Origin of the sequence: Cryobacterium sp. TMT1-19 (assembly GCF_004403055.1) — a bacterium.
Lineage (GTDB): Bacteria > Actinomycetota > Actinomycetes > Actinomycetales > Microbacteriaceae > Cryobacterium > Cryobacterium sandaracinum.
In genome coordinates, this window is the sequence record NZ_SOHB01000050.1 from 1 (window position 1) to 19,981 (window position 19,981).

At 69.9% G+C, this 19,981-nt stretch carries 17 protein-coding genes and 1 pseudogene; 15 read left to right on the plus strand and 3 right to left on the minus strand.

Annotated elements, in window-relative coordinates; translation table 11 throughout:
* Window positions 1-442, plus strand: a pseudogene (locus E3T40_RS16405) (hypothetical protein); the annotation flags it as partial.
* A 103-nt stretch (window positions 443-545) separates the two neighbouring features.
* On the opposite strand, the gene E3T40_RS13035 reads toward E3T40_RS16405, so the two are convergent.
* The gene (locus E3T40_RS13035) at window positions 546-1,382 is read right to left on the minus strand and encodes an SDR family NAD(P)-dependent oxidoreductase (protein WP_134544032.1); all 837 of its coding nucleotides are present in this window, start codon (window positions 1,380-1,382) and stop codon (window positions 546-548) included.
* A 120-nt stretch (window positions 1,383-1,502) separates the two neighbouring features.
* On the opposite strand from E3T40_RS13035, the gene E3T40_RS13040 reads away from it, so the two are divergent.
* The 6 genes from E3T40_RS13040 to E3T40_RS13070 all read left to right on the plus strand — a co-directional run bounded on the left by E3T40_RS13040 (window position 1,503) and on the right by E3T40_RS13070 (window position 8,336).
* Window positions 1,503-2,435: an ABC transporter ATP-binding protein gene (locus E3T40_RS13040; protein WP_134544035.1), complete on the plus strand. Its 933-nt coding sequence runs from the start codon at window positions 1,503-1,505 to the stop codon at window positions 2,433-2,435.
* Between the two features lie 95 nt (window positions 2,436-2,530).
* On the plus strand, window positions 2,531-3,589 hold the full coding sequence (locus E3T40_RS13045; protein ID WP_134544038.1) for an aliphatic sulfonate ABC transporter substrate-binding protein: 1,059 nt from the start codon (window positions 2,531-2,533) through the stop codon (window positions 3,587-3,589).
* Between the two features lie 118 nt (window positions 3,590-3,707).
* Window positions 3,708-4,613 (plus strand): ABC transporter permease, encoded by a 906-nt coding sequence (locus tag E3T40_RS13055; protein ID WP_134544041.1) that lies wholly within the window; start codon window positions 3,708-3,710, stop codon window positions 4,611-4,613.
* The gene (gene acs, locus E3T40_RS13060; protein ID WP_241981779.1) at window positions 4,604-6,691 is read left to right on the plus strand and encodes an acetate--CoA ligase; all 2,088 of its coding nucleotides are present in this window, start codon (window positions 4,604-4,606) and stop codon (window positions 6,689-6,691) included. The genes E3T40_RS13055 and acs overlap by 10 nt, the downstream gene beginning before the upstream one ends.
* Window positions 6,692-6,774: 83 nt before the next feature.
* On the plus strand, window positions 6,775-7,356 hold the full coding sequence (locus tag E3T40_RS13065; RefSeq protein ID WP_134544044.1) for a hypothetical protein: 582 nt from the start codon (window positions 6,775-6,777) through the stop codon (window positions 7,354-7,356).
* Window positions 7,357-7,523: 167 nt separating this feature from the next.
* Entirely contained in the window at window positions 7,524-8,336 is an 813-nt protein-coding gene (locus E3T40_RS13070) for a 2,3-bisphosphoglycerate-dependent phosphoglycerate mutase (RefSeq protein ID WP_134544047.1), read from the plus strand.
* Between the two features lie 66 nt (window positions 8,337-8,402).
* Here the strand turns inward: E3T40_RS13070 and E3T40_RS13075 are convergent, their stop codons facing one another.
* Entirely contained in the window at window positions 8,403-9,569 is a 1,167-nt protein-coding gene (locus tag E3T40_RS13075; RefSeq protein ID WP_134544049.1) for a glycerate kinase, read from the minus strand.
* A gap of 86 nt (window positions 9,570-9,655) precedes the next feature.
* Between E3T40_RS13075 and E3T40_RS13080 the strand changes: the two genes are divergently transcribed.
* Together E3T40_RS13080 and E3T40_RS13085 are read left to right on the plus strand one after the other, a co-directional pair.
* Entirely contained in the window at window positions 9,656-10,648 is a 993-nt protein-coding gene (locus E3T40_RS13080; RefSeq protein WP_104170709.1) for an LLM class F420-dependent oxidoreductase, read from the plus strand.
* Between the two features lie 78 nt (window positions 10,649-10,726).
* Window positions 10,727-11,965, plus strand: coding sequence for a class I SAM-dependent methyltransferase (locus tag E3T40_RS13085; protein WP_104170710.1), 1,239 nt, complete (start codon window positions 10,727-10,729; stop codon window positions 11,963-11,965).
* 59 nt (window positions 11,966-12,024) lie between these two features.
* Here E3T40_RS13085 and E3T40_RS13090 read toward each other — a convergent pair whose 3' ends face one another.
* Complete coding sequence (locus E3T40_RS13090) at window positions 12,025-12,405, minus strand: DUF1622 domain-containing protein (protein WP_134544052.1); 381 nt, start codon at window positions 12,403-12,405, stop codon at window positions 12,025-12,027.
* A 442-nt stretch (window positions 12,406-12,847) separates the two neighbouring features.
* Here E3T40_RS13090 and E3T40_RS13095 point away from each other — a divergent pair, with 442 nt between their 5' ends.
* The 6 genes from E3T40_RS13095 (at window position 12,848) to E3T40_RS13120 (ending at window position 19,953) form a co-directional block, all read left to right on the plus strand.
* The gene (locus E3T40_RS13095; RefSeq protein ID WP_134544054.1) at window positions 12,848-14,245 is read left to right on the plus strand and encodes a DUF6421 family protein; all 1,398 of its coding nucleotides are present in this window, start codon (window positions 12,848-12,850) and stop codon (window positions 14,243-14,245) included.
* Window positions 14,238-14,909 (plus strand): SDR family NAD(P)-dependent oxidoreductase, encoded by a 672-nt coding sequence (locus E3T40_RS13100; protein ID WP_233199278.1) that lies wholly within the window; start codon window positions 14,238-14,240, stop codon window positions 14,907-14,909. The genes E3T40_RS13095 and E3T40_RS13100 overlap by 8 nt, the downstream gene beginning before the upstream one ends.
* Before the next feature lie 58 nt (window positions 14,910-14,967).
* The gene (locus E3T40_RS13105; RefSeq protein ID WP_104170734.1) at window positions 14,968-15,852 is read left to right on the plus strand and encodes an ABC transporter ATP-binding protein; all 885 of its coding nucleotides are present in this window, start codon (window positions 14,968-14,970) and stop codon (window positions 15,850-15,852) included.
* A 116-nt stretch (window positions 15,853-15,968) separates the two neighbouring features.
* Window positions 15,969-17,006, plus strand: coding sequence for an ABC transporter permease (locus E3T40_RS13110; protein ID WP_134544074.1), 1,038 nt, complete (start codon window positions 15,969-15,971; stop codon window positions 17,004-17,006).
* A gap of 170 nt (window positions 17,007-17,176) precedes the next feature.
* Entirely contained in the window at window positions 17,177-18,265 is a 1,089-nt protein-coding gene (locus E3T40_RS13115; protein ID WP_104170714.1) for a low specificity L-threonine aldolase, read from the plus strand.
* Complete coding sequence (locus tag E3T40_RS13120) at window positions 18,262-19,953, plus strand: long-chain-fatty-acid--CoA ligase (protein WP_104170715.1); 1,692 nt, start codon at window positions 18,262-18,264, stop codon at window positions 19,951-19,953. The genes E3T40_RS13115 and E3T40_RS13120 overlap by 4 nt, the downstream gene beginning before the upstream one ends.
* Window positions 19,954-19,981 lie beyond the last annotated feature (28 nt).

The window sequence follows — 19,981 nt, forward strand, 5'->3', positions numbered from 1 at the left end:
CGAACCCGCCGCTCACGGGCAGATCGAAGGCAACCCGATCCCGATCTCGCAGGAAACCATCGACCGGTTGCTCTGCGACACCGGCACCCGCGGCATCAAATTCGACGACATCGGCCAAATCATCAACGTCGGCCGCGACGAACGACTCTTCACCGAGGCACAACGCGCCGCGATGGGAGTGCGCGACGGCGGATGCCTCTGGGTCGACTGCGACCGATCACCGGCCTGGAGCGAAGCCCACCACATCAACGAATGGCTCACAGACAGCGGAGACACCAACCTCGCCGACGGAGTACTGCTCTGCCACCCGCACCACCTGCTGCTGCACAACCAGCACTGGAAGATCACCCGCACCGAAACCCAGTATTGGCTCCGGCCACCGGTGGAAAACGATCCGGAACAGACACTGATCGCACTGCCGAGCAAGGCGGTGGGGCTGTAGGGCGTGGCTCTGGCACCGGATCTCGGCAGGCTCGACCAGCGTCGTGGGAACCTCGGGAGGGCGGGTCGCCGGGTCTCGGCAGGCTCGACCACCGGGGCTCGGGTCAGGGGCGACCGGTGAATTTGTCCATGGAGCCGTAGACACCGAAGACGCGACCCGCGACGACGTCCCACAGGGGCAGCGGCAGCAGACCGCGGACCACCTTCGAGAGCACGACCGTCCACGGCATGGTGAGCATGGGCTTGCCCGCGAGCATCGCCTGCCAGACCCGTTCGACCACATATTCCGGCGTCAGCACCGGCGTCAGCAGCGGACCGCGGGCACCCTCGAACATCCCGGTCGAAATGTAGCTGGGGCAGACGGTCGTGACCTTCACGTGCCCGAACCGTTGCTGCTTGAGCTCCAGACGCAGCGAGTCGCCCCACCCGATCAGGGCCGCCTTCGACGCTGCATAGACGCTCATCCGGGGGTTCGAGAGCATCCCGGCCGCCGACGCGATGTTCACGATGCGCGACGCACGACCGCGATTGGCCATCATCGCCGGGAGGAACTCCCGGGCGATGTACATCGGCGCGAGCGCGTTGATCTGCATGGTCGGCCGCGTGTCCGCGCCGTTGTCGTGCTCCCAGAAGAAGGCTCCGCGCACGATGCCGGCGTTGTTGATCACGATGTCCGGGTCGCCGACCTCCGTGCGCACCCGCTGGGCGGTCTGGGCGATCGCGCCGAGGTCGGCGACGTCCACGACATACGGGACAACGAGCGTGCCCTCGCCGGCCCGATCGCCGAGGATGCCGGCCACACGGGTCAGCGCCCCGGCGTCCCGGTCCCAGAGGATCACGGCCTTCGCGCCCTCGGCGACGGCCCGCTCGGCATAGAGGCGGCCCATGCCGCTGGCGGCACCGGTAATGAGCACACGAGCTCCGGAAACGGTTCGAGTCATGGCCCCATCATCCCAAGAAGAAGCGCCGCGTGTTACGTCGGGTTGCGGCCGGCCCAGCAGCATCCGTCTGCCCTCGGCTAACGTCAAGCAACTCTTCCCTCCCTCGACCGAAAGCCGCCCATGCCGCACCGCGCCGCACCACACGAGGCGTTCGCCGATCCGGCGTCCGTGCGCGGCGCGGCGTCCAGAACCACGGCCACGACCACGACCGGAAACTCGGCCTGCACAGTCGAGTTCGAGGCGATCGGCCGCACGTTCGCCCCCGCCACGACCCGCGGGGCCACCGCCCTACCCCCGGTGCTCCGCGACGTTTCCCTCACGGTGCGGCCCGGCGAGGTGCTGGCGATTCTGGGCACGAGCGGATGCGGCAAGTCCACTCTGCTCCGCATCGCGGGCGGCCTCGACTCCCCGACCACCGGCCAGGTGAGAATCGACGGCTCGCCCGTCGCCGGCATCGACCCGCGCTGCGCGGTCGGATTTCAGGAGCCGCGCCTGCTGCCCTGGCGCACCGTCACCGAGAACATCGCACTGGGACTGCCCCGCGGCACCCCGCGGGCCGCCGGCCGCGCCCGCGTCGCCGAACTGATCGAGCTGGTCGGTCTGGCCGCGTTCGCCGGCCACCGCCCCCAGGCCATCTCCGGCGGGATGGCGCAGCGCGCCTCCCTCGCCCGGGCGTTGGCCCGCAACCCGGGCGTTCTGCTGCTCGACGAACCGTTCGGTGCCCTCGACGCGCTCACCCGCCTGAAGATGCAGGACCTCCTGCTCGACGTGCACGCCCAGGCGCCGACGACGGTCCTCCTGGTCACGCACGACGTCGACGAGGCGCTGCAATTGGCCGACCGGATCATCCTGCTCGGCCGGCCCGACAACGACACCCGCGCCGGCGCGACCATCGTGCAGGAACTCACCGTTCCCGGGGCCCGCCCCCGCGACCGCGGCTCGGCGGAACTCGCCGAACTGCGCGGACGACTTCTCGCCGGGCTCGGCATCGACCGCCACGGCGAGGCACGCGGGCTCGCCGTGACCTCTACCATCCCGGCCTTCCCCTACTGACTTTTCTGCCTCACCACTTCACCACCGCACTGCTTTCACCACCGCTTTCCCACACCGGGTGCAGCATCCGCTGCCCAATCAACTGAGAGATCCCGATGACACAGCACCGCTCCACCACACGAATCGCGCTCCTTGCCGTCGCAACCGCCGCCGCCCTGCTGCTCACCGGCTGCGTCGCGGGTGAAAACCAGCCGGTCGCCGAGCCTGCCGAGGCCGCCGAAGCGGGTAAGGCCACCGTCACCACCGGCGGCACCCTCAACATCGACTTCGCCACCTACAACCCGCTCAGCCTGGTGATCAAGGACCAGGGCTGGCTCGAGGATGCCCTCAGCGACCAGGACATCGCCGTGAACTGGGTGCAGTCGGCCGGCTCCAACAAGGCCAACGAGGCACTGCGCGCCAATGCCATCGACGTGGGTTCCACCGCCGGCTCGGCTGCGCTGCTGTTCCGCTCGAACGGCTCGCCGATCCAGGTCATCGACATCTTCTCGCAGCCCGAGTGGGCGGCCCTCGTCGTTCCCGGCGACTCCGCGATCACCGACGTCGCCGATCTCAAGGGCAAGCAGATCGCCGCCACCAAGGGCACCGACCCCTACTTCTTCCTGCTCCAGTCTCTGGAGGAGGCCGGACTCACCCTCGACGACGTGACCGTGCAGAACCTGCAGCACGCCGACGGCTGGGCTGCCCTCCAGAACGGCTCGGTCGACGCCTGGGCCGGACTCGACCCGATCATGGCCGGTGCCGAGGCTGCCGGCGCGGAGCTGCTCTACCGCAACGTCGACTTCAACAGCTACGGGTTCCTCAACGCCACCGAAAGCTTCCTGACCGAGAAGCCCGATGTGGCCCAGACCGTCGTCGACGTCTACGAGCACGCCCGCGCCTGGGCGCTGGAGAACCCCAACCAGACCGCCGAGATCCTGGCCGGCGTCTCGGGCCTCGACCTCGCCGTGGCCACCACGGTGATCACCGAGCGCTCCAACCTCGACGTGGACAACGTGCCCGGCAAGGCCCAGCTCACGGTGCTTAAGAAGATCGGCCTGACCTTCGTCGCCGCCGGTGACGTGGCAGCGCAGAGCCAGATCGACGACGCCCTCGACACGATCGTCAACGACAGCTTCGCCACGAAGGCCGACCCGTCGGTCGTCACGGAGTAATCAGGAACTACCGTAGCGCCGTCCGGGGCGGGCAACCGCCCCGGACACCCGCACCACCAGCACCCCCTGCACCCAGCACCCCGGCCCCACCAGCGCCACCCACCGAGAGGACGCGACGATGACCGAGACTGTGCCCCGCACACTGCCCCGCACGCTGCCGCGCACGTCGGCCCGGACCGTGCCCGACGCCACCGCCGCCGCCACCGCATTCGCATTCGCTGCATCCGCCCCCGCCGCCCCCACGGCGCGTGCCCCGCGCCGGCCGCTCGCCTCGCGCGGCTGGATCGCCCTCGGCGGCGGAGCGGTCCTGCCGGTCCTGATCCTCGCGACCTGGCAGCTCACCACCGCGCTCGGCGTGTTCACGATGGCCCAACTGCCCTCCCCCGCGATGGTCTGGCAGGCCGGCGTCGACCTGTTCGCGAGCGGGCTGCTCGGCCAGTACGCGGCGATCTCCACCCAGCGGGTGCTCATCGGTTTCGCCGTCGGCGCCGCCCTGGGCATCGCCCTGGGCGCCCTGGTCGGCCTGTCCCGAGCCGCCGACGTACTGTTCGCCCCTACCCTCGGCGCCATCCGGGCGGTGCCGTCGCTCGCCTGGGTTCCCCTGCTCATCCTCTGGCTGAAGATCGGCGAGGAGTCCAAGCTCACCCTGATCGCCATCGGCGCCTTCTTCCCCGTTTACACGACCGTGTCGGCGGCGCTGCGGCACGTCGACCGTCAGCTCGTGGAGGCGGGCCGCGCGTTCGGCCTGCGCGGGGCGCGCCTGTTCACGGCCGTGCAGCTGCCTGCGGTGATCCCCGCCGTGGTCTCAGGGCTGCGGCTGGCTCTGGCCCAGGCCTGGCTGTTCCTCGTGGCCGCCGAGCTGATCGCCTCCTCGATGGGGCTGGGCTTCCTGCTGATCGACTCCCAGAACAACGGCCGCATCGACCGCATCCTGCTCGCCATCATCCTGCTCGCCATCCTCGGCAAGCTGACGGATGCCGCCGTTGGCCTCTTCGAGCGCTGGGCGAACCGCAAATGGGCCTGACGCCGATGCCGGCCCCGCTCGATCCGGCGAGCGCCACCATCCGTAATCTCCTGACCGAAACCCGGCGCTACCCGGCCCCGGCCGCCTTCGCGGCGCAGGCCAACGTGGACGCCACCTGGTGGGACCGGGCCGCCGCCGATCCGATCGCGTTCTGGGCCGAGCAGGCCAACCGCCTCGACTGGGCCGAGCCGTGGCACACCGACCACACCTGGCAGCCGGCCAGGGCGGACGCCAACGGCGTGCTCTCCATTCCCCGCGCCGAGTGGTTCGCGGGCGGCAAGCTCAACGTGGCCGTCAACTGCGTCGACCGGCACGTGGCCGCCGGCAAGGGCGACAAGGTCGCCTTCTACTTCGAGGGAGAGCCCGGCGACCGCCGAACGATCACCTATGCCGAACTCGAACGCGCGGTGAACCGCGCCGCCAACACGCTTACCGACCTCGGCATCGTGCCAGGCGACCGGGTCGTGCTCTACCTGCCGGTGATCCTCGAAACCATCATCATCACCCTCGCCATCGCGCGCCTCGGCGCCGTGCACTCGCTCGTCTTCGGCGGCTTCTCCGCCGAGGCGCTGCGGTTCCGGGTCGAGGACACCGGCGCGAAGCTGCTCGTGACCACCGACGGCCAGTTCCGCCGGGGTCAGGCCGTGCCGGTCAAGGCCGCGGCCGACGAGGCCGTCGCGGGCGTGGACTCGATCGAGCACGTGCTCGTGGTGCGCCGCACCGGCGATCTGACCCCCGACATCCCCTTCACGCCGGGCCGGGATGTCTGGTGGCACGACAGCGTCGACCTCGCCTCCCCCGTGCACGAACCCGCGTACTTCGACGCGGAGACCCCGCTGTTCATCATCTACACCTCGGGCACGACGGGTACTCCGAAGGGGCTCGTGCACACCAGCGGCGGGTACCTCACGCACACCTCCTGGAGCCACTGGGCCGTCTTCGACGTCAAGGACGACGACGTGCACTGGTGCACGGCCGACCTGGCCTGGGTTACCGCTCACAGCTATGTGCACTACGGGCCGCTCTCCAACGGCACCACCTCGGTGATCTACGAGGGAACGCCGAACACCCCGCATCCGGGCCGGCACCTCGAGATCATCGAGCGCTACGGGGTGACCACCTATTACACGGCGCCAACACTCATCCGCACGTTGATGACGTGGTTCCCGGAAGGGCTGCCGAGCGAGTTCGACCTGTCCAGCATCCGTCTGCTCGGGTCGGTCGGCGAGGCCATCAACCCGGAGGCCTGGGTGTGGTTCCGCGAGAACATCGGCGCCGGCAGCGCCCCCATTGTAGACACCTGGTGGCAGTCTGAGACCGGCGCCGCCGTGATGGCGCCGCTACCGGGCGTCAGCACGCTCAAGCCCGGTTCGGCCCTGCGCGCCCTGCCGGGCCTGACGACCCACGTCGTCGACGACCACGGCCGGCCGGTGCCGTTCGGCTCCGGCGGCTACCTCGTGATCGAGGGCACCTGGCCAGGCATGGCCCGCACGGTCTGGGGCGACCCCGAGCGCTACCGCGACTCCTACTGGGCCCGGTTCGCGAAGCAGGGCTTCTTCTTCTCCGGCGACGGCGCGAAATACGACGACGACGGCGACATCTGGCTCCTCGGCCGCGTCGACGACGTCATCAACGTGTCCGGGCACCGCTTGTCGACGATCGAGATAGAGTCGGCGCTCGTCGCACATCCGCTGGTCGGCGAGGCCGGCGTCGTCGGCGTGACGGATGCGAGAACAGGCGAGGCCATCGCGGCCTTCGTGATCCCGGCCGCGGCACCGCGCCCCACCAGCGGTTCCGGCGAGCGCGGCAACCTGGGCGACCCCGCGGTCTGGCTGGCCGCCCGCGGCACCCTCGAGCCGCTGCTGCGCGCGCACGTCACACAGGCCATCGGGGTCGTCGCCCGGCCGCAGGAGGTGTTCGTTGTGCCTGACCTGCCCAAGACCCGCTCGGGCAAGATCATGCGCCGCCTCCTCGGCGATATCGTGGCCGGTCGTGCGCTCGGCGACGTGACTGCGCTCCAGGACGACTCGGTTCCGGGCCGCATCGCCGTGATCGTGGCGGCCGCGCGGCAGCGCTGAGCGCACGGTTCCAGCACCTACCCAGCGACGGGTGGAATCGTAGGGACCAACGCCCCAGACCACCCGAGCCAGAGGAGCACACCATGGGATTCTTCGACCGCCTCTTCGGAACCGAGCCCCAGCAGCCGGAACAGCAGCGACGCGCGGCCGCACCGCAGCGCACCGACGACGAGATCGCCGTCGATCGCTATCAGTACCTACTGCGCACGGCACCGCCCGAGACGATCGAGCAGGTGCACGCGGAGGCCTTCAGCAAACTGAACGATGAGCAACGCGACCTGCTGTTCCGCCAGCTGAGCGAGAACGCCAACGCCAGCGAGCGCCCGGCGAACGCCGAACCGGCAACACTGGCCCAGGTGGCCACCCGGGCGGAGCTGCGCCAGCCCGGCACCCTCACCCGCGCCTTCGGCAACCAGGGCCAGGGCGGGCCGAGCTTCGGCAGCATGGTCGGCAGCTCCCTGCTCGGCACCGTGGCGGGCTATGTCATCGCGTCGACGCTGATGAGCGCCTTCCTGCCCATGGACTCCGGCGGCGCGGATGCCTCGGGCGCCGACTCCGGTTCCGGCGACTCCGCCGGCGATTCCGGCGGCGATTCCGGCGGCGACGCGGGTTCCGGCGGCGACTCCGGCGGCGGCGATTTCGGCGGCGGCGATTTCGGCTTCTGAGCCCACCCCCTCCCGCGAGAGTCGCTCCCGCTCAACCCGGCCACTCCCCGCCGGGCGGTGGTCACTGCGGGGCTGTAGCCTGAGGATTCGCGGCGGAAGATCCGCGACGGCTGAGGCATCCGCCGGCTGAGACTCGAACTGGGCCTGTCACCGTTCGTGAAACGGGGGTGTTGATCGTGCTGCGGCACGGCCAGAGCACCGCGAACGCCGCCGGGCTGTTCACGGGCGTTCTGGATGCGCCGCTGTCGGATCAGGGGATCCGCGAGGCGCACACGGCCACCGTCCTCCTCAACCTTGCGCTGCCGGGCGAACGGCCACCGACCACCGGCACCGGCACCGGCTCTCCGGCCATGATCACGGCACCAGCACCCGCTGCAGCACCTGTCACCCTGTTCACCTCGACGCTGACGCGCGCCCGGCAGACCGCCGCGATCGTCGCCGCCGGTCTGGCCCGCCCGCCGGTCGGCTGCGGCGCCGACTGGCGACTGAACGAACACAATTACAGCGCGCTGACCGGCCGTTCCAAAGACGATGTGCGCGCCGAGTTCGGCGAGGAACAGTTCGTGGCCTGGCGCCGCTCGGTCGCCGAGGCCCCGCCCGCCATGGGCGACCTGCTCTACGACGAGTTCGCCGGCACCGCCCTGTTCCGCGCGCTGCCGGCGGCCGCACTGAACCGCACCGAGGCGCTCAGCGACGTCATCACCCGAGTGGATGCCTTCCTCACCGAGCACGTCGACCCGCTTCTCGCCCGCGGCGAGACCGTGCTCGTGGTGGCCCACGGCAACTCCCTGCAGGCTCTGTGCGCGGTGATCGACGGCCTGTCCGACGGGCAGATCCGCGACCTGAACCTGCCCACCGGACAGCCGTTGGTCTACCGTTTCGACGCCCGGGGGCGTCCCGTGCCGTTCGGCGGCCGCTACCTCGACTCCGTCACCGCGCTGGCGGTCGCCCTCACCCTCGCGAATGAGGGCGGTACCTGACGATCTCGAGCGTGTGATCTCGGGCGTGTGATCTCGAGCCGTTCGTGACGTTCCGGCTCCCGTCGCCTAGCTTGTCTGCGCCCCGCGGGCCGCCCCGGCCGACAGCCCGAGGGCGAGGATACGGCACACCGTGGCGGCGGCCCGTTCGAGGTTCGCCGGGCCATCCGTCAGTGCCTGCGGGAGGTCGCTGACCTCCTGAACGATCGGCACCAGCGCGGCGAAGCCCTGGTCATAGAGCACCTCGGACCCGGGTCCTACCCGGCCCGCGAACGCGATCACGGGCACACCGTTGCGCGCGGCAGCCTCGGCCACGCCGAGCGGGGTCTTGCCGTGCAGGGTCTGCCCGTCGATGCTGCCCTCGCCGGTGAAAACGAAGTCGGCCCCGCTCAGGCGACGCTCGAGGAGGGCGGCCTCCATCACCACCTCGACGCCCCGCCGCATGCGGGAGTCGAAGTAGGCGAGGAAGGCCGCGCCGAGCCCGCCGGCCGCGCCGGCGCCGGGCAGCTCCGCCACGGAACGCCCGGAATCCGCGGTCAGCACCCGCGCGAAGACCGTGAGGGCCTCCTCGAGGTCCCGCACGGCCTGCGGATCGGCGCCTTTCTGCGGGCCGAAGACGGCGGTGGCGCCGCCCGGACCGAGCAGCGGATTGGCGACATCGCTCGCGATCTCGAACGACGCGGACCGCGCCCGCGGGTCGAGTCCTTCCAGGTCGATCCGGCAGAGCCGCGCAAGCGCCGCTCCCCCGCAGTTCAGGTCACGTTCGGCGGAATCGAACAGACGAGCGCCGAGGGCGTGAAGCATGCCAGCCCCTCCGTCGTTGGTCACCGAGCCGCCCAGCCCGATCACGAACCGGCTCGCACCGCGGTCCAGCGCGTCGGTGATGAGCTGCCCGACGCCGTACGTGCTGGCGGTGCGCGCGTCCCGGTCGGCTGCGGCGACGAGATGGATGCCGGCCGACGCCGCAACCTCGATGATCGCCAGCTGCTCGGCGGCCACATAGCCGTAGGCGGCCAGTACCGGGCGTCCGCGGGCATCCTGAACCTCGGTCTCCACGATCTCGCCGCCACAGGCGGCAACCATCGCGTTCACGGTGCCCTCGCCGCCGTCGGCCATCGGCACCCGCACGCACTCGGCGCCGGGGAAGACGGAACGGATGCCGCGCTCCAGGGCCGTGGCGGCCTCGGCGGCCGACATGGATTCCTTGAACGAGTCGGGGGCCAGAACGAACTTCATGGTGTTGATCTTCCCGGTCCCGGGCACCAGCTGCAACTGCAGGGCGCAGGACGCAGCATCCGCAACCCCCGCGTAGGCTCGAAACCATGCGATTCGGACTCTTCATACCTCAGGGCTGGCGCCACGACCTGGTCGACATCGATCCCGTCGAACAGTGGGCGACCATGAGCGGCCTCGCCGCGCACGCCGACGCCGGCGAGTGGGAGTCGATCTGGGTGTACGACCACTTCCACACCGTGCCGGTGCCGAGCGAGGAGGCCACCCACGAAGCCTGGACGCTGATGAGCGCGTTCGCCGCCACCACGACACGGGTGCGCCTCGGCCAGATGTGCACCTGCATCAGCTACCGCAACCCGGCCTACCTCGCGAAGGTCGCCTCGACCATCGACATCATCTCCGGCGGACGCGTCGAAATGGGCATCGGCGCCGGCTGGTACGAGCACGAATGGCGCGCTTACGGCTATGGCTTCCCGCGCGCCGGCGAGCGCCTCGCACGCCTCGACGAGGGCGTGCAGATCATGCGCCAGGCCTGGGCCACCGGTAAGGCCACCCTCGACGGACAGCATTACCAGGTGGACGGCGCCATCGTGCGGCCGCTACCACTGCAGGACGGAGGCATCCCGGTCTGGATCGCCGGCGGCGGCGAGAAGGTCACCCTCAAGATCGCGGCGAAGTATGCGAACTACACGAACTTCGACGGCTCCCCCGAGGGCTTCTCGCACAAGAGCGAGTTGCTCGAGGCGCACTGCATGGCGGAAGGCACCGATTTCGGCGCGATCACCCGCTCGGCGAACTACAACACCGTGATCGCGGCGACGGAGGCCGAGGTCGCCGACCGTCTCGACGCCATCGAGGCCCGGGTCACCCCCTACCTCGGTTCGGAGGGCGCGGCGGCATTCATGGCCGAGTACCGCAGCGGCGAGGCGCAGGGCGTCGGCACACCGGAACAGGTCGTCGAGCGCCTGAACGGCATGAAGGCACGCGGCCTCGGCTACGCCATCCACTACTTCCCGGAGGCCGCCTACGACCGCTCGGGTCTGGAACTCTTCGAACGCGAGGTCATGCCCGCGCTGCGTTGATCGGGCCGCACCCCGCGCTCTCCCGCCGGCCCCGGCACGCCCACCCCACCCCACCCCACCCGCGCAAAGATGGAACCCATGACCAGCACGAACACGGCGACCGCGCCCGCCCGCATCACCTGGGCGGAGGCCGGGCGGACCCGGTCGGCCCTCTGGCACTCGGAGAGCGGTTGGGCGCCGCCGGAACGCGTCGTCATCGCCGACGACACGATGACCGGGGATGCCGCCTACCGCCACACGAAGGCTGGCACCGGCATGCTCTGGCGCGGCGATTTCCTGGGTGCCCGCCAGTTGCTCAGCGCCCTCGCCCGCCGCATCGACCACGGCCGGCACGCGCCCGCCACCGACCTGGCCGCCGCTTTCCGGCACTACCGCTCCGAGGCGCTGCGCCGCTCCCGGCTGCTCGGCCTGGTGCTCGTGCCGCTCGACGCCGACTACACCGTTCCGCTCCGCCGCGCGCCCGACGTGCGCCAGGCCTGCACCGAGACCTACGGCCCGGCGACGGATGCCTCGGTCACCGCTCTGCGCGAGCTCCTCGGCGTCATCGGGGCGCACGAGTGGCGCACGACCGGGGTCGACGTGCCCGCGCTCGGCGCCCGCATCCACCCGCACTACGGGGTGTTCTCGCCCGTGCGCGGCGAATACCTCGACCTGGTGAACACGGCCCCGCTGCCGGCAGCCTGGGCCGGAGGTTCTGCGGCTGAGGCCGGCTCGATCGCCGGGGCCGCCACCGCGTTCGACATCGGCACGGGCACCGGGGTGCTCGCTGCGGTGCTGGCGCGACGCGGCATCCGTCACGTGGTCGGCACCGACCAGGAGCCACGGGCGCTGACCTGCGCGCGCGCGAACATCGGGCGGCTCGGGCTGGCCGGTGCGGTCGAGATCATCAAGGCCGATCTGTTCCCCGCCGGCCGCGCCGACCTCGTGGTCTGCAACCCGCCGTGGATTCCCGCGTCCGCCGTCACCGCCACCGACTTCGCCGTCTACGACCCCGACAGCCGGATGTTGCGGGGCTTCCTGGCCGGGCTGGCCGACCACCTCCAGGCGGCCGGGGAGGGCTGGCTCGTGCTCTCCGACATCGCCGAGCACCTCGGGTTGCGCTCCCGCGGCGAACTCCTCGACCTGATCGAGGACGCGGGCCTCGAGGTCGTCGCCCGCCTGGACGCCAAACCCGTGCACGGCCGCGCCGCCGACGCGTCCGATCCCCTGCACGCCGCCCGGTCGAAGGAAGTGACGTCGCTCTGGCGGTTGCGGGCCGTCTCTCCGCCGGCCCAGTCGACTAACGATGCCCCCGACGCGCCCGACGCCGTTCGGTGAACCGTCAGGTTTAAGGGGTGCGCGGCGGCGCCCACCCCTCGAACGTGTCGTTTCGAGCGCTACTTGAGGTTCGGCGTGCCGCCCTTGGTCGCGGCGAGGCGCCAGCGGGACCAGGGCCAGATGCCGTCCATCTCCACCTCAAGCGAGAAGCTGAGCAGCACCCGGATCACCACGATCGCGCCGAGCACCAGCACGCTCTGCGGGGTCGGATCCACCAGAATCGTGCGGATGATATCGGCGATGATCAGCACTTCGAGCCCGAGCAGGATGGCCCGGCCCAGATTGCGGCGCAACTTCTCATAGGCCCGCTGCCGGGTGTCGGCCCGCAGCGCGGTCGGCACCGCAGTGATCATCGCGGCCGCGCCGCCGAGCACCATGATGGCTGCACCGGCCGCCTCGACGATCCGCACGACCGCCGAGATCACCTCGTCAAAGTTCATCGGCGGCGCTCCTCGCTGCATGGTCGCTGCATGGTCGCCTCGACGATAGCGCAGGCCACCCCCGCGGTCGAGCCATCCGGTGGTCGAGCCATCCGGTGGTCGAGCCTGTCGAGACCCGGCCAGCCGGTGCTCGTGCACCGCCCTCTCGCGCCGCTGAGACCGAAAGCGCCGTGTGCGCACACAATCGCCGCCGGAAGGGGGCGCTCGGCACAATGGGCGATTCTCGGAGAGTGACCGGAACAACGCGCACTTTCAACCGGAACGGGGGCTTTCGACGACCGGAGGGTCGGAACACGGCGATTCGTTGCGAGATATGGCAAGAAAACGCCCGCACCCTCCCGCTACTCTGGACCGTGGCGCCAAATGGCACCACCGGCACCACCCAGCACCACCACGAACGACCCCGCCGCGACCGCGGCACTCACGAAGAACGGAGGTTCCCATGTCGAATTACGTTGCGCACGATGCACTGGTCGGTGAGCCCGAGGTTCTCGAGGATGCCGTCACCGCCGCCAACCCGGCCACATGCCCGGCCTGGCTCCGGCTCAAGTCCGCGGCCACCTCGCTTCAGGCCAGCCAGGCGCAGGACGGCTCCATCCCCGTCGCCGCCGACCACGCGGATGCCGCGGCGCACGTCGGCGTGATCGCCGTCGCCATCGACGAGCTCGCCCCGCTGTTCCCGCACGACGCCGCCTACCTCGCGGCCGTGACCCGGGACTTCACCCGCTGGAGCACCGAGGGCTTCGGCGTGCCGGACTTCTTCGACTCCCTGATGGCGTTCCAGCCGCAGCAGCAGCGGGCCGACGGCATCCGTCACCTGGTCGTGTTCCCGATGTACACGCAGAACGGCAGCGCGAACCGCTTTGTCGAGGCCGTGCTGATCGAGGTGATCTGGCCGGAATTCATCGACGAGCTCGAGCAGGAGTACACGAACGAGCTGTTCGTGCCGATCCGTTTCCTCGATTTCACGCCAGGCTACGACACCAACTCGGCCGTTTTATTCCCCGAGACCGTCGCCATGCGCCAGATCCCCTCCTTCACCTGGGGTGCGATCTTCGCCGACCGCGAAGCTGCCCGGTTCCGCCGGGTCGTGCGCGCGGCCGCCGAGATCACGCGTCTCGAACTGCCTGCCGATGCGGCGGCGCTGCTCGACGACCAGCACCTGACCGAGGAAACCTTCGTCATGTGGGACCTCATCCACGACCGCACGCACATGCGCGGCGACCTTCCGTTCGACCCGTTCATGATCAAGCAGCGGATGCCGTTCTTCCTCTACTCCCTGGAGGAACTGCGCTGCGACCTGACCGCGTTCCGCGAATCGGTCACGATCGAACGCGACGAGAACGCCAGCCCGGAAGCGCGCCGGCACGCGAAACTCGTGCAGTACGCCGTGATCTTCGACCGGATCTTCCGATTCTCGATCAGCGGCACCCGGGTGCGGAACTACGACGGGCTGGGCGGGCAGCTGCTCTTCGCGTGGATGCACCAGCACCACGTGCTGCACTGGACCGACACCCGGCTCACCTTCGACTGGGAAGCCGTGCCCGACGTGGTCATCGCGCTGGGCAAGCGAATCGACGACCTCTACTGGGCGTCGATCGACCGGCCGAAGAAGGCCCACTGGCTGGCCGCCTACGACATGATCGCGGAGACGCTCACGCCGAACCCGGCGTCGCAGTGGGCTCGCGGCCTGCCGCTGGACGTGCTTGCCGGCGCACCGAAGGGCTACACCGACCTCGTTCTGGACGACGAGTTCCCGCTGTCGATGTTCTTCGAGGCGCTCGACAAGAAGATGAAGCCCGTGATCGAGTCGACGGCCGGGCTCACCGGGCGTGACTGATACCGCAGGCAGGGCCGTCGCTGGTCGCACCGTGCTCATCGCCGGTGCGACCAGCGCGGCCGGCCGCGCCGTGGCCACCGCGCTGACGGATGCCGGCGCGCACGTGATCGCGGTCGGCACCAACGCCGAGCGCCTGCACGGCTTCCGCGCCGAGGTTCCCGGTGCCGCAACCTATGTCTGCGACCTCGGCGACTTCGCCCAGGTCACGGCCCTGGCCGACGCCGTGCACGGCGAGCACGGTCCGATCGACGGCCTGATCCACCTGGTCGGCGGCTGGCGCGGCGGCGGCGGGCTGGCCGGCCAGTCCGACGGGGACTGGGATTTCCTGCACGCGCACGTCGTCGCCACGCTGCGCAACACCACCCGCGCGTTCAACGACGACCTGCTGGCCTCGCCGGCCGGGCGCCTGGCGATCGTGTCGTCGGTGTCGGTCGACAAGCCGGCCCCGGGCGGCGCGAACTACGCCGCCGCGAAGGCCGCCGCCGAAACCTGGACCCGCGCGGTCGGCCAGGGCTTCGCGAAAGCAGGCACGGATGCCGCGGCGGTCATCTTCGTCGTGCGTGCCCTCGCCGGGCTGGAAACCGAACTTGCGACCGCGGTGGTCGGCCTGTGGGACGCGTCGGCGGCATCCGTCAACACTTCTCGCGTGCTTTTGGCCCCCTGAACCCGACGGCGGCACCCCGCGGCGCGCTAGCGTGGAACCAGGCTACAGAGGGGTGGGCATGCTCGACATCAGGACCATAAACAAGCGTTATGGCACCCGGCAGGTGCTGACCGACGTGAGTTTCGGCGTCGAGAGCGGACGCCTTACCGGCTTCGTCGGCGCGAACGGCGCCGGCAAGACAACCACCATGCGGATCATCCTGGGGGTGCTGTCGGCCGACTCCGGCACCGTGCTGCAAGACGGCGTTCCGCTGACCAGCGACGACCGCCGCCGCTTCGGCTACATGCCGGAGGAGCGCGGCCTCTACCCGAAGATGAAGGTGGGCGAGCATCTCGTCTACCTGGCCCGCCTGCACGGGTTGGGCCCGGCATCCGCCCGCCGCAACACCGCCGAGTTGCTCGACCGGCTCGGCCTCGGCGAGCGGGCCGGTGACCTGGTGCAGTCTCTCTCGCTCGGCAACCAGCAGCGCGCCCAGATCGCGGCCGCGCTCGTGCACGACCCGGAGTTCCTCGTGCTCGACGAACCGTTCTCCGGCCTTGACCCGCTCGCGGTGGAAGTGGTCATGAGCGTGCTTTCCGGCTTCGCCGCCCAGGGCGCGCCGGTGCTGTTCTCCTCGCACCAGCTCGACATCGTCGAGCGCCTCTGCGACGACGTCGTCATCATCGCCGACGGCGAGATCCGGGCCAACGGCCCCCGAGAGCGGCTGCGCGAGCAGCACAGCAGCCCCCGGTTCGAATTGCGCACCGCGGCCGACGCTGAGTGGATCCACGCCGTGCCCGGCATCTCCGTGCTCGACCTCTCCGGGGGTGTCGCCGTGTTCGAAGCCGAAACGGATGCCGCCAGCCAGTCCGTTCTGCGCCAGGCCCTCACCCGGGCCCCGGTGACACAGTTCAGCCAGCAGCGGCCCAGCCTCGCCACCATCTTCAAGGAGATCGTGCAGTGAGCACCATCTGGAACGACCGCGCCGGCACGCCACACATCGGACGCCCGCAGGTTCGCCCCCGGTATCCGGCGCCGAGCTTCGCCCGGAGTGTGTGGCTTGTCGCGACCCGCGAGATCATGGCCCGGCTGCGCAGCAAGGCCTTCCTGATCTCGACCGGCATCCTGCTGCTCATCTCGATCGGTTCCGTCGTCGCCGGCAGCATTGCGAGTCAGAACCTGACCATGCCGAAGGTGGCCGTCGTGGGGTCCGCCGCTCAGGTCGTCGAGCAGACCGAGTCGTTCACGATGGTGAAGGCCGATGACGTCGGCGCTGCCGAGTCCCTGGTGCGGGACGGCACCGTCTCCGCGGCGGTCGTTCCGTCCACCCGGGCGGATGCCCTGCTCGGCGTGCGCGTCATCGCCCTCGACTCCCCGCCGGTGGGTGTGCTCGCGGCCCTGAGCGTCACCCCCGCGGTGAGCCTGCTCGAGCCGACATCGCGGCAGAGCGGTGGCCTGGTCTACCTCGTCTCCCTGGGCTTCGGGCTGGTCTTCTTCATGTCGGCGATCACGTTCGGCTCGACCATCGCGCAGAGCGTCGTCGAGGAGAAGCAGACCCGGGTCGTCGAGATCCTGATGACCACCATCCCGGTGCGCGCCCTGCTCGGCGGCAAGGTGGTGGGCAACAGCATCATGGCCTTCGGGCAGATCGTGGCGATCGGCCTGCTGGTGGCGATCGGCATGGCCACGACCGGCCAGCTCGGGTTGCTGGGCACCGTGGGGCCGTCGATCGTCTGGTTCGCCGTGTTCTTCGCGTTCGGCTTCGTCATGCTTGCGGCGCTGTTCGCCGCGACCGCGTCGATGGTCTCCCGCCAGGAAGACGTGGGCTCGGCCACCTCGCCCGTGCTGTTCCTCGTGATGATTCCCTATTTCCTGGTGATCTTCTTCAACGACAACCCCACCGTGCTCGCCGTCATGTCCTACATCCCGTTCTCGGCCCCGGTCGGCATGCCGATGCGCATCTTCCTCGGCACGGCCGCCTGGTGGGAGCCGCTGCTCTCGCTGGCCATCCTGCTCGCCTCGACGGCCGTGGTCATCCTGCTGGGCTCCCGCATCTACTCGAACTCCCTGCTGCGGATGGGCGCCCGCGTTACGTTGCGCCAGGCCCTGCGCGGCTGACCTGCCGCCCCGCCAGCCCGATCCCGGCCCCGAACCCGAACCCGGCCCCGGCCCCGAACCAATTCGACGGTGATTTTGCTCCCACGGGCCGGTTTCGGCCCGAAATCACCGTTTCAACGCAAAATCTCCGTCGAATTCGCACACCGAGCGCACAGAAGCGGAGCAGACGGATGCGCGAAGATGGAGGGGTGACTCAACTCCATGACCTTTCTTCGCGCGGGTTCGCCTCCGACAACTACTCCGGGGTGCACCCCGAGATTCTCGAGGCGATCGTCGCCGCCAACGGCGCGCACCAGATCGCCTACGGCGAAGACGTCTACACTGCCCGGCTGCAGCAGGTCTTCACCGAACACTTCGGCGCGGGCGTCGAAGCCTTCCCGGTCTTCAACGGCACCGGCGCCAATGTGATCGGCCTGCAGTCGATGCTGCCGCGCTGGGGCGCCGTGATCTGCGCATCCACCGCTCATATCAACACGGATGAGGCGGGCGCCCCCGAAAAGGTGGCCGGCATCAAGCTCCTCACCGTCGACACCCTCGACGGCAAACTCACCCCCGCACTGATCGACCAGCAGGCCTGGGGCTGGGGCGACGAACACCGCGCCCAACCGCTCGTGGTGTCGATCACCCAGACCACCGAGCTCGGCACCGCGTACACGGTCGACGAGGTGCGGGCCATCGCCGACCACGCACACGCCCACGGCATGAAGCTGCACATGGACGGCGCCCGCCTGTCCAACGCCGCCACCTCGCTGGGCCTGCCGTTCCGCACCTTCACCCGTGACGCCGGCGTCGACGTGCTCAGCTTCGGCGGCACCAAGAACGGCATGATGTACGGCGAGTGCGTCGTGGTCCTGAACCCTGAGGCATCCGCGGGCCTGCTCTACCTGCGCAAACTGAACATGCAGCTGGCCTCGAAGATGCGCTTCATCTCGGCCCAGCTGATCGCGCTGCTCGGCGGCGACCTCTGGCAGCGAAACGCCGGCCACGCCAACGCCATGGCCACACGGATGCGCCACGCCCTCGAGACCGGTATCGCCGCCGGCGAGATCGAGGGCTTGTCCTTCACCCAGAACACCCAGGCCAACGCGATCTTCGCGATCCTGCCCCCCGGCGTGGCCGATCGCCTGCGCGGGCACTTCCGGTTCTACGATTGGGACCCCGCGACCAACGAGGTGCGCTGGATGTGCGGCTTCGACACCGAGGAGGCCGACATCGACGCATTCGTCGCGGCCCTGATCAGAGAACTGGCCGCCCGATGAACGTCTTCGAGAATAAACCCTGGCTCGGCTCCTACGCCCCCGGCGTTCCGAGTACCATCCAGGAACCGACCGACACGCTCTCCGACATGATCGAGACCTCGGCGCGCCGGTTCGGCCCCAGCGTGGCCCTCGACTTCTTCGGCGCCACCACCACCTACGCCGAGCTCGGCGAGCAGATCTCTCGGGCCGCAAACGGCCTCCTGCGCCTCGGCGTCAAACCCGGCGACCGGGTGGCCCTTGTGCTGCCGAACTGCCCTCAGCACGTGGTGGCTTTCTACGCCGTGCTACGCCTGGGCGCGATCGTCGTCGAGCACAACCCGCTCTACACCGAACGCGAACTCCGACACCAGTTCGAAGACCACGGCGCCCGCGTCGCCATCGTCTGGGACAAGATCTACCAGACCGTCACCGATTTCCCCGCCGACCTGGGCCTGCGCACCGTGATCGCGGTGAACCTGACGGAAGCGATGCCGCTCGCCAAGCGGCTCCTGCTCAAGCTGCCGATCGCTAAAGCCCGCGAGTCGCGAGACGCCCTGACCTCGGGCCCTCTGGGCAAGGATGCCTTCACCTGGTCCGGCATCGTCGGCTCACGCAAGCTGCGCCCCGGCCACCCGCGCCCGAAGGTCACCGACACCGCCGCGCTCCAATACACCAGCGGCACCACCGGCACCCCGAAGGGTGCCATCCTCAGCCACTTCAACCTGCGCTCGAACGCCCTGCAGGGCGAGGCCTGGGTGCAGGGGCTGCGCCCTGGCGAGGAGGTCTTCTACGCGGTCCTGCCCATGTTCCACGCCTACGGCCTGACCCTCTGTCTGACGTTCGCGATGGCCACCGGCGCCCGGCTCGTGCTGTTCCCCAAGTTCGACGAGGGACTGCTGCTCGATGCGGCCCGGCGCACCCCACCCACATTCATGCCGGCCGTCCCGCCGATCTACGACCGGCTCGTTATGGCGGCGACGGCGAAGAATGTAAGCCTGCGCAGCATCCGTTACGCCATCTCGGGCGCGATGAGCCTGCCGGTGTCGATCGTGGAACGCTGGGAGGCCGCCACCGGCGGGCTGTTGGTCGAGGGCTACGGCATGACCGAGGCCTCGCCGATCGCCGTCGGCAACCCGATGGGCCCGAGCCGGCGCCCCGGCACGGTGGGCGTGCCGTTCCCGAGCACCGAGATCCGCGTGGTGGACCCGGACGACCCGACCGTGAACCGCGGGATCGAAGAGGAAGGTGAGCTACTCATCCGTGGCCCACAGGTCTCTTCCGGCTACTGGGACCAGCCGACCGAGACCGCCAAGACGCTTCTCGACGGAGGCTGGCTGCGCACCGGCGACATCGTCCGCGTCTCCTCCGACGGCTTCGTCACGGTCGTCGACCGTATCAAGGAACTCATCATCACCGGCGGCTTCAATGTGGCGCCCTCCGAGGTCGAGGCCGCTCTTTTGTCGCATCCGGATGTCGCCGATGCCGCCGTCGTCGGGCTGCCGAGCGCGAACGGCGGCGAAGACGTCGCCGCCGCCGTCGTGTTGGCGGCGGGGGCCACCCTCGACGTCGACGCCATCCGCACGTATTGCCGCACCCGGCTCTCCGCCTACAAGGTGCCCCGCACCGTCGTGGAGGTCGACGAGCTGCCCCGGTCGCTGATCGGCAAGGTGCTGCGCCGCGAGGTGCGAGCCGGCTTGATCAAGGAGTAGCCGCGAGAGCGGGTAGAGCGTCGGTTTC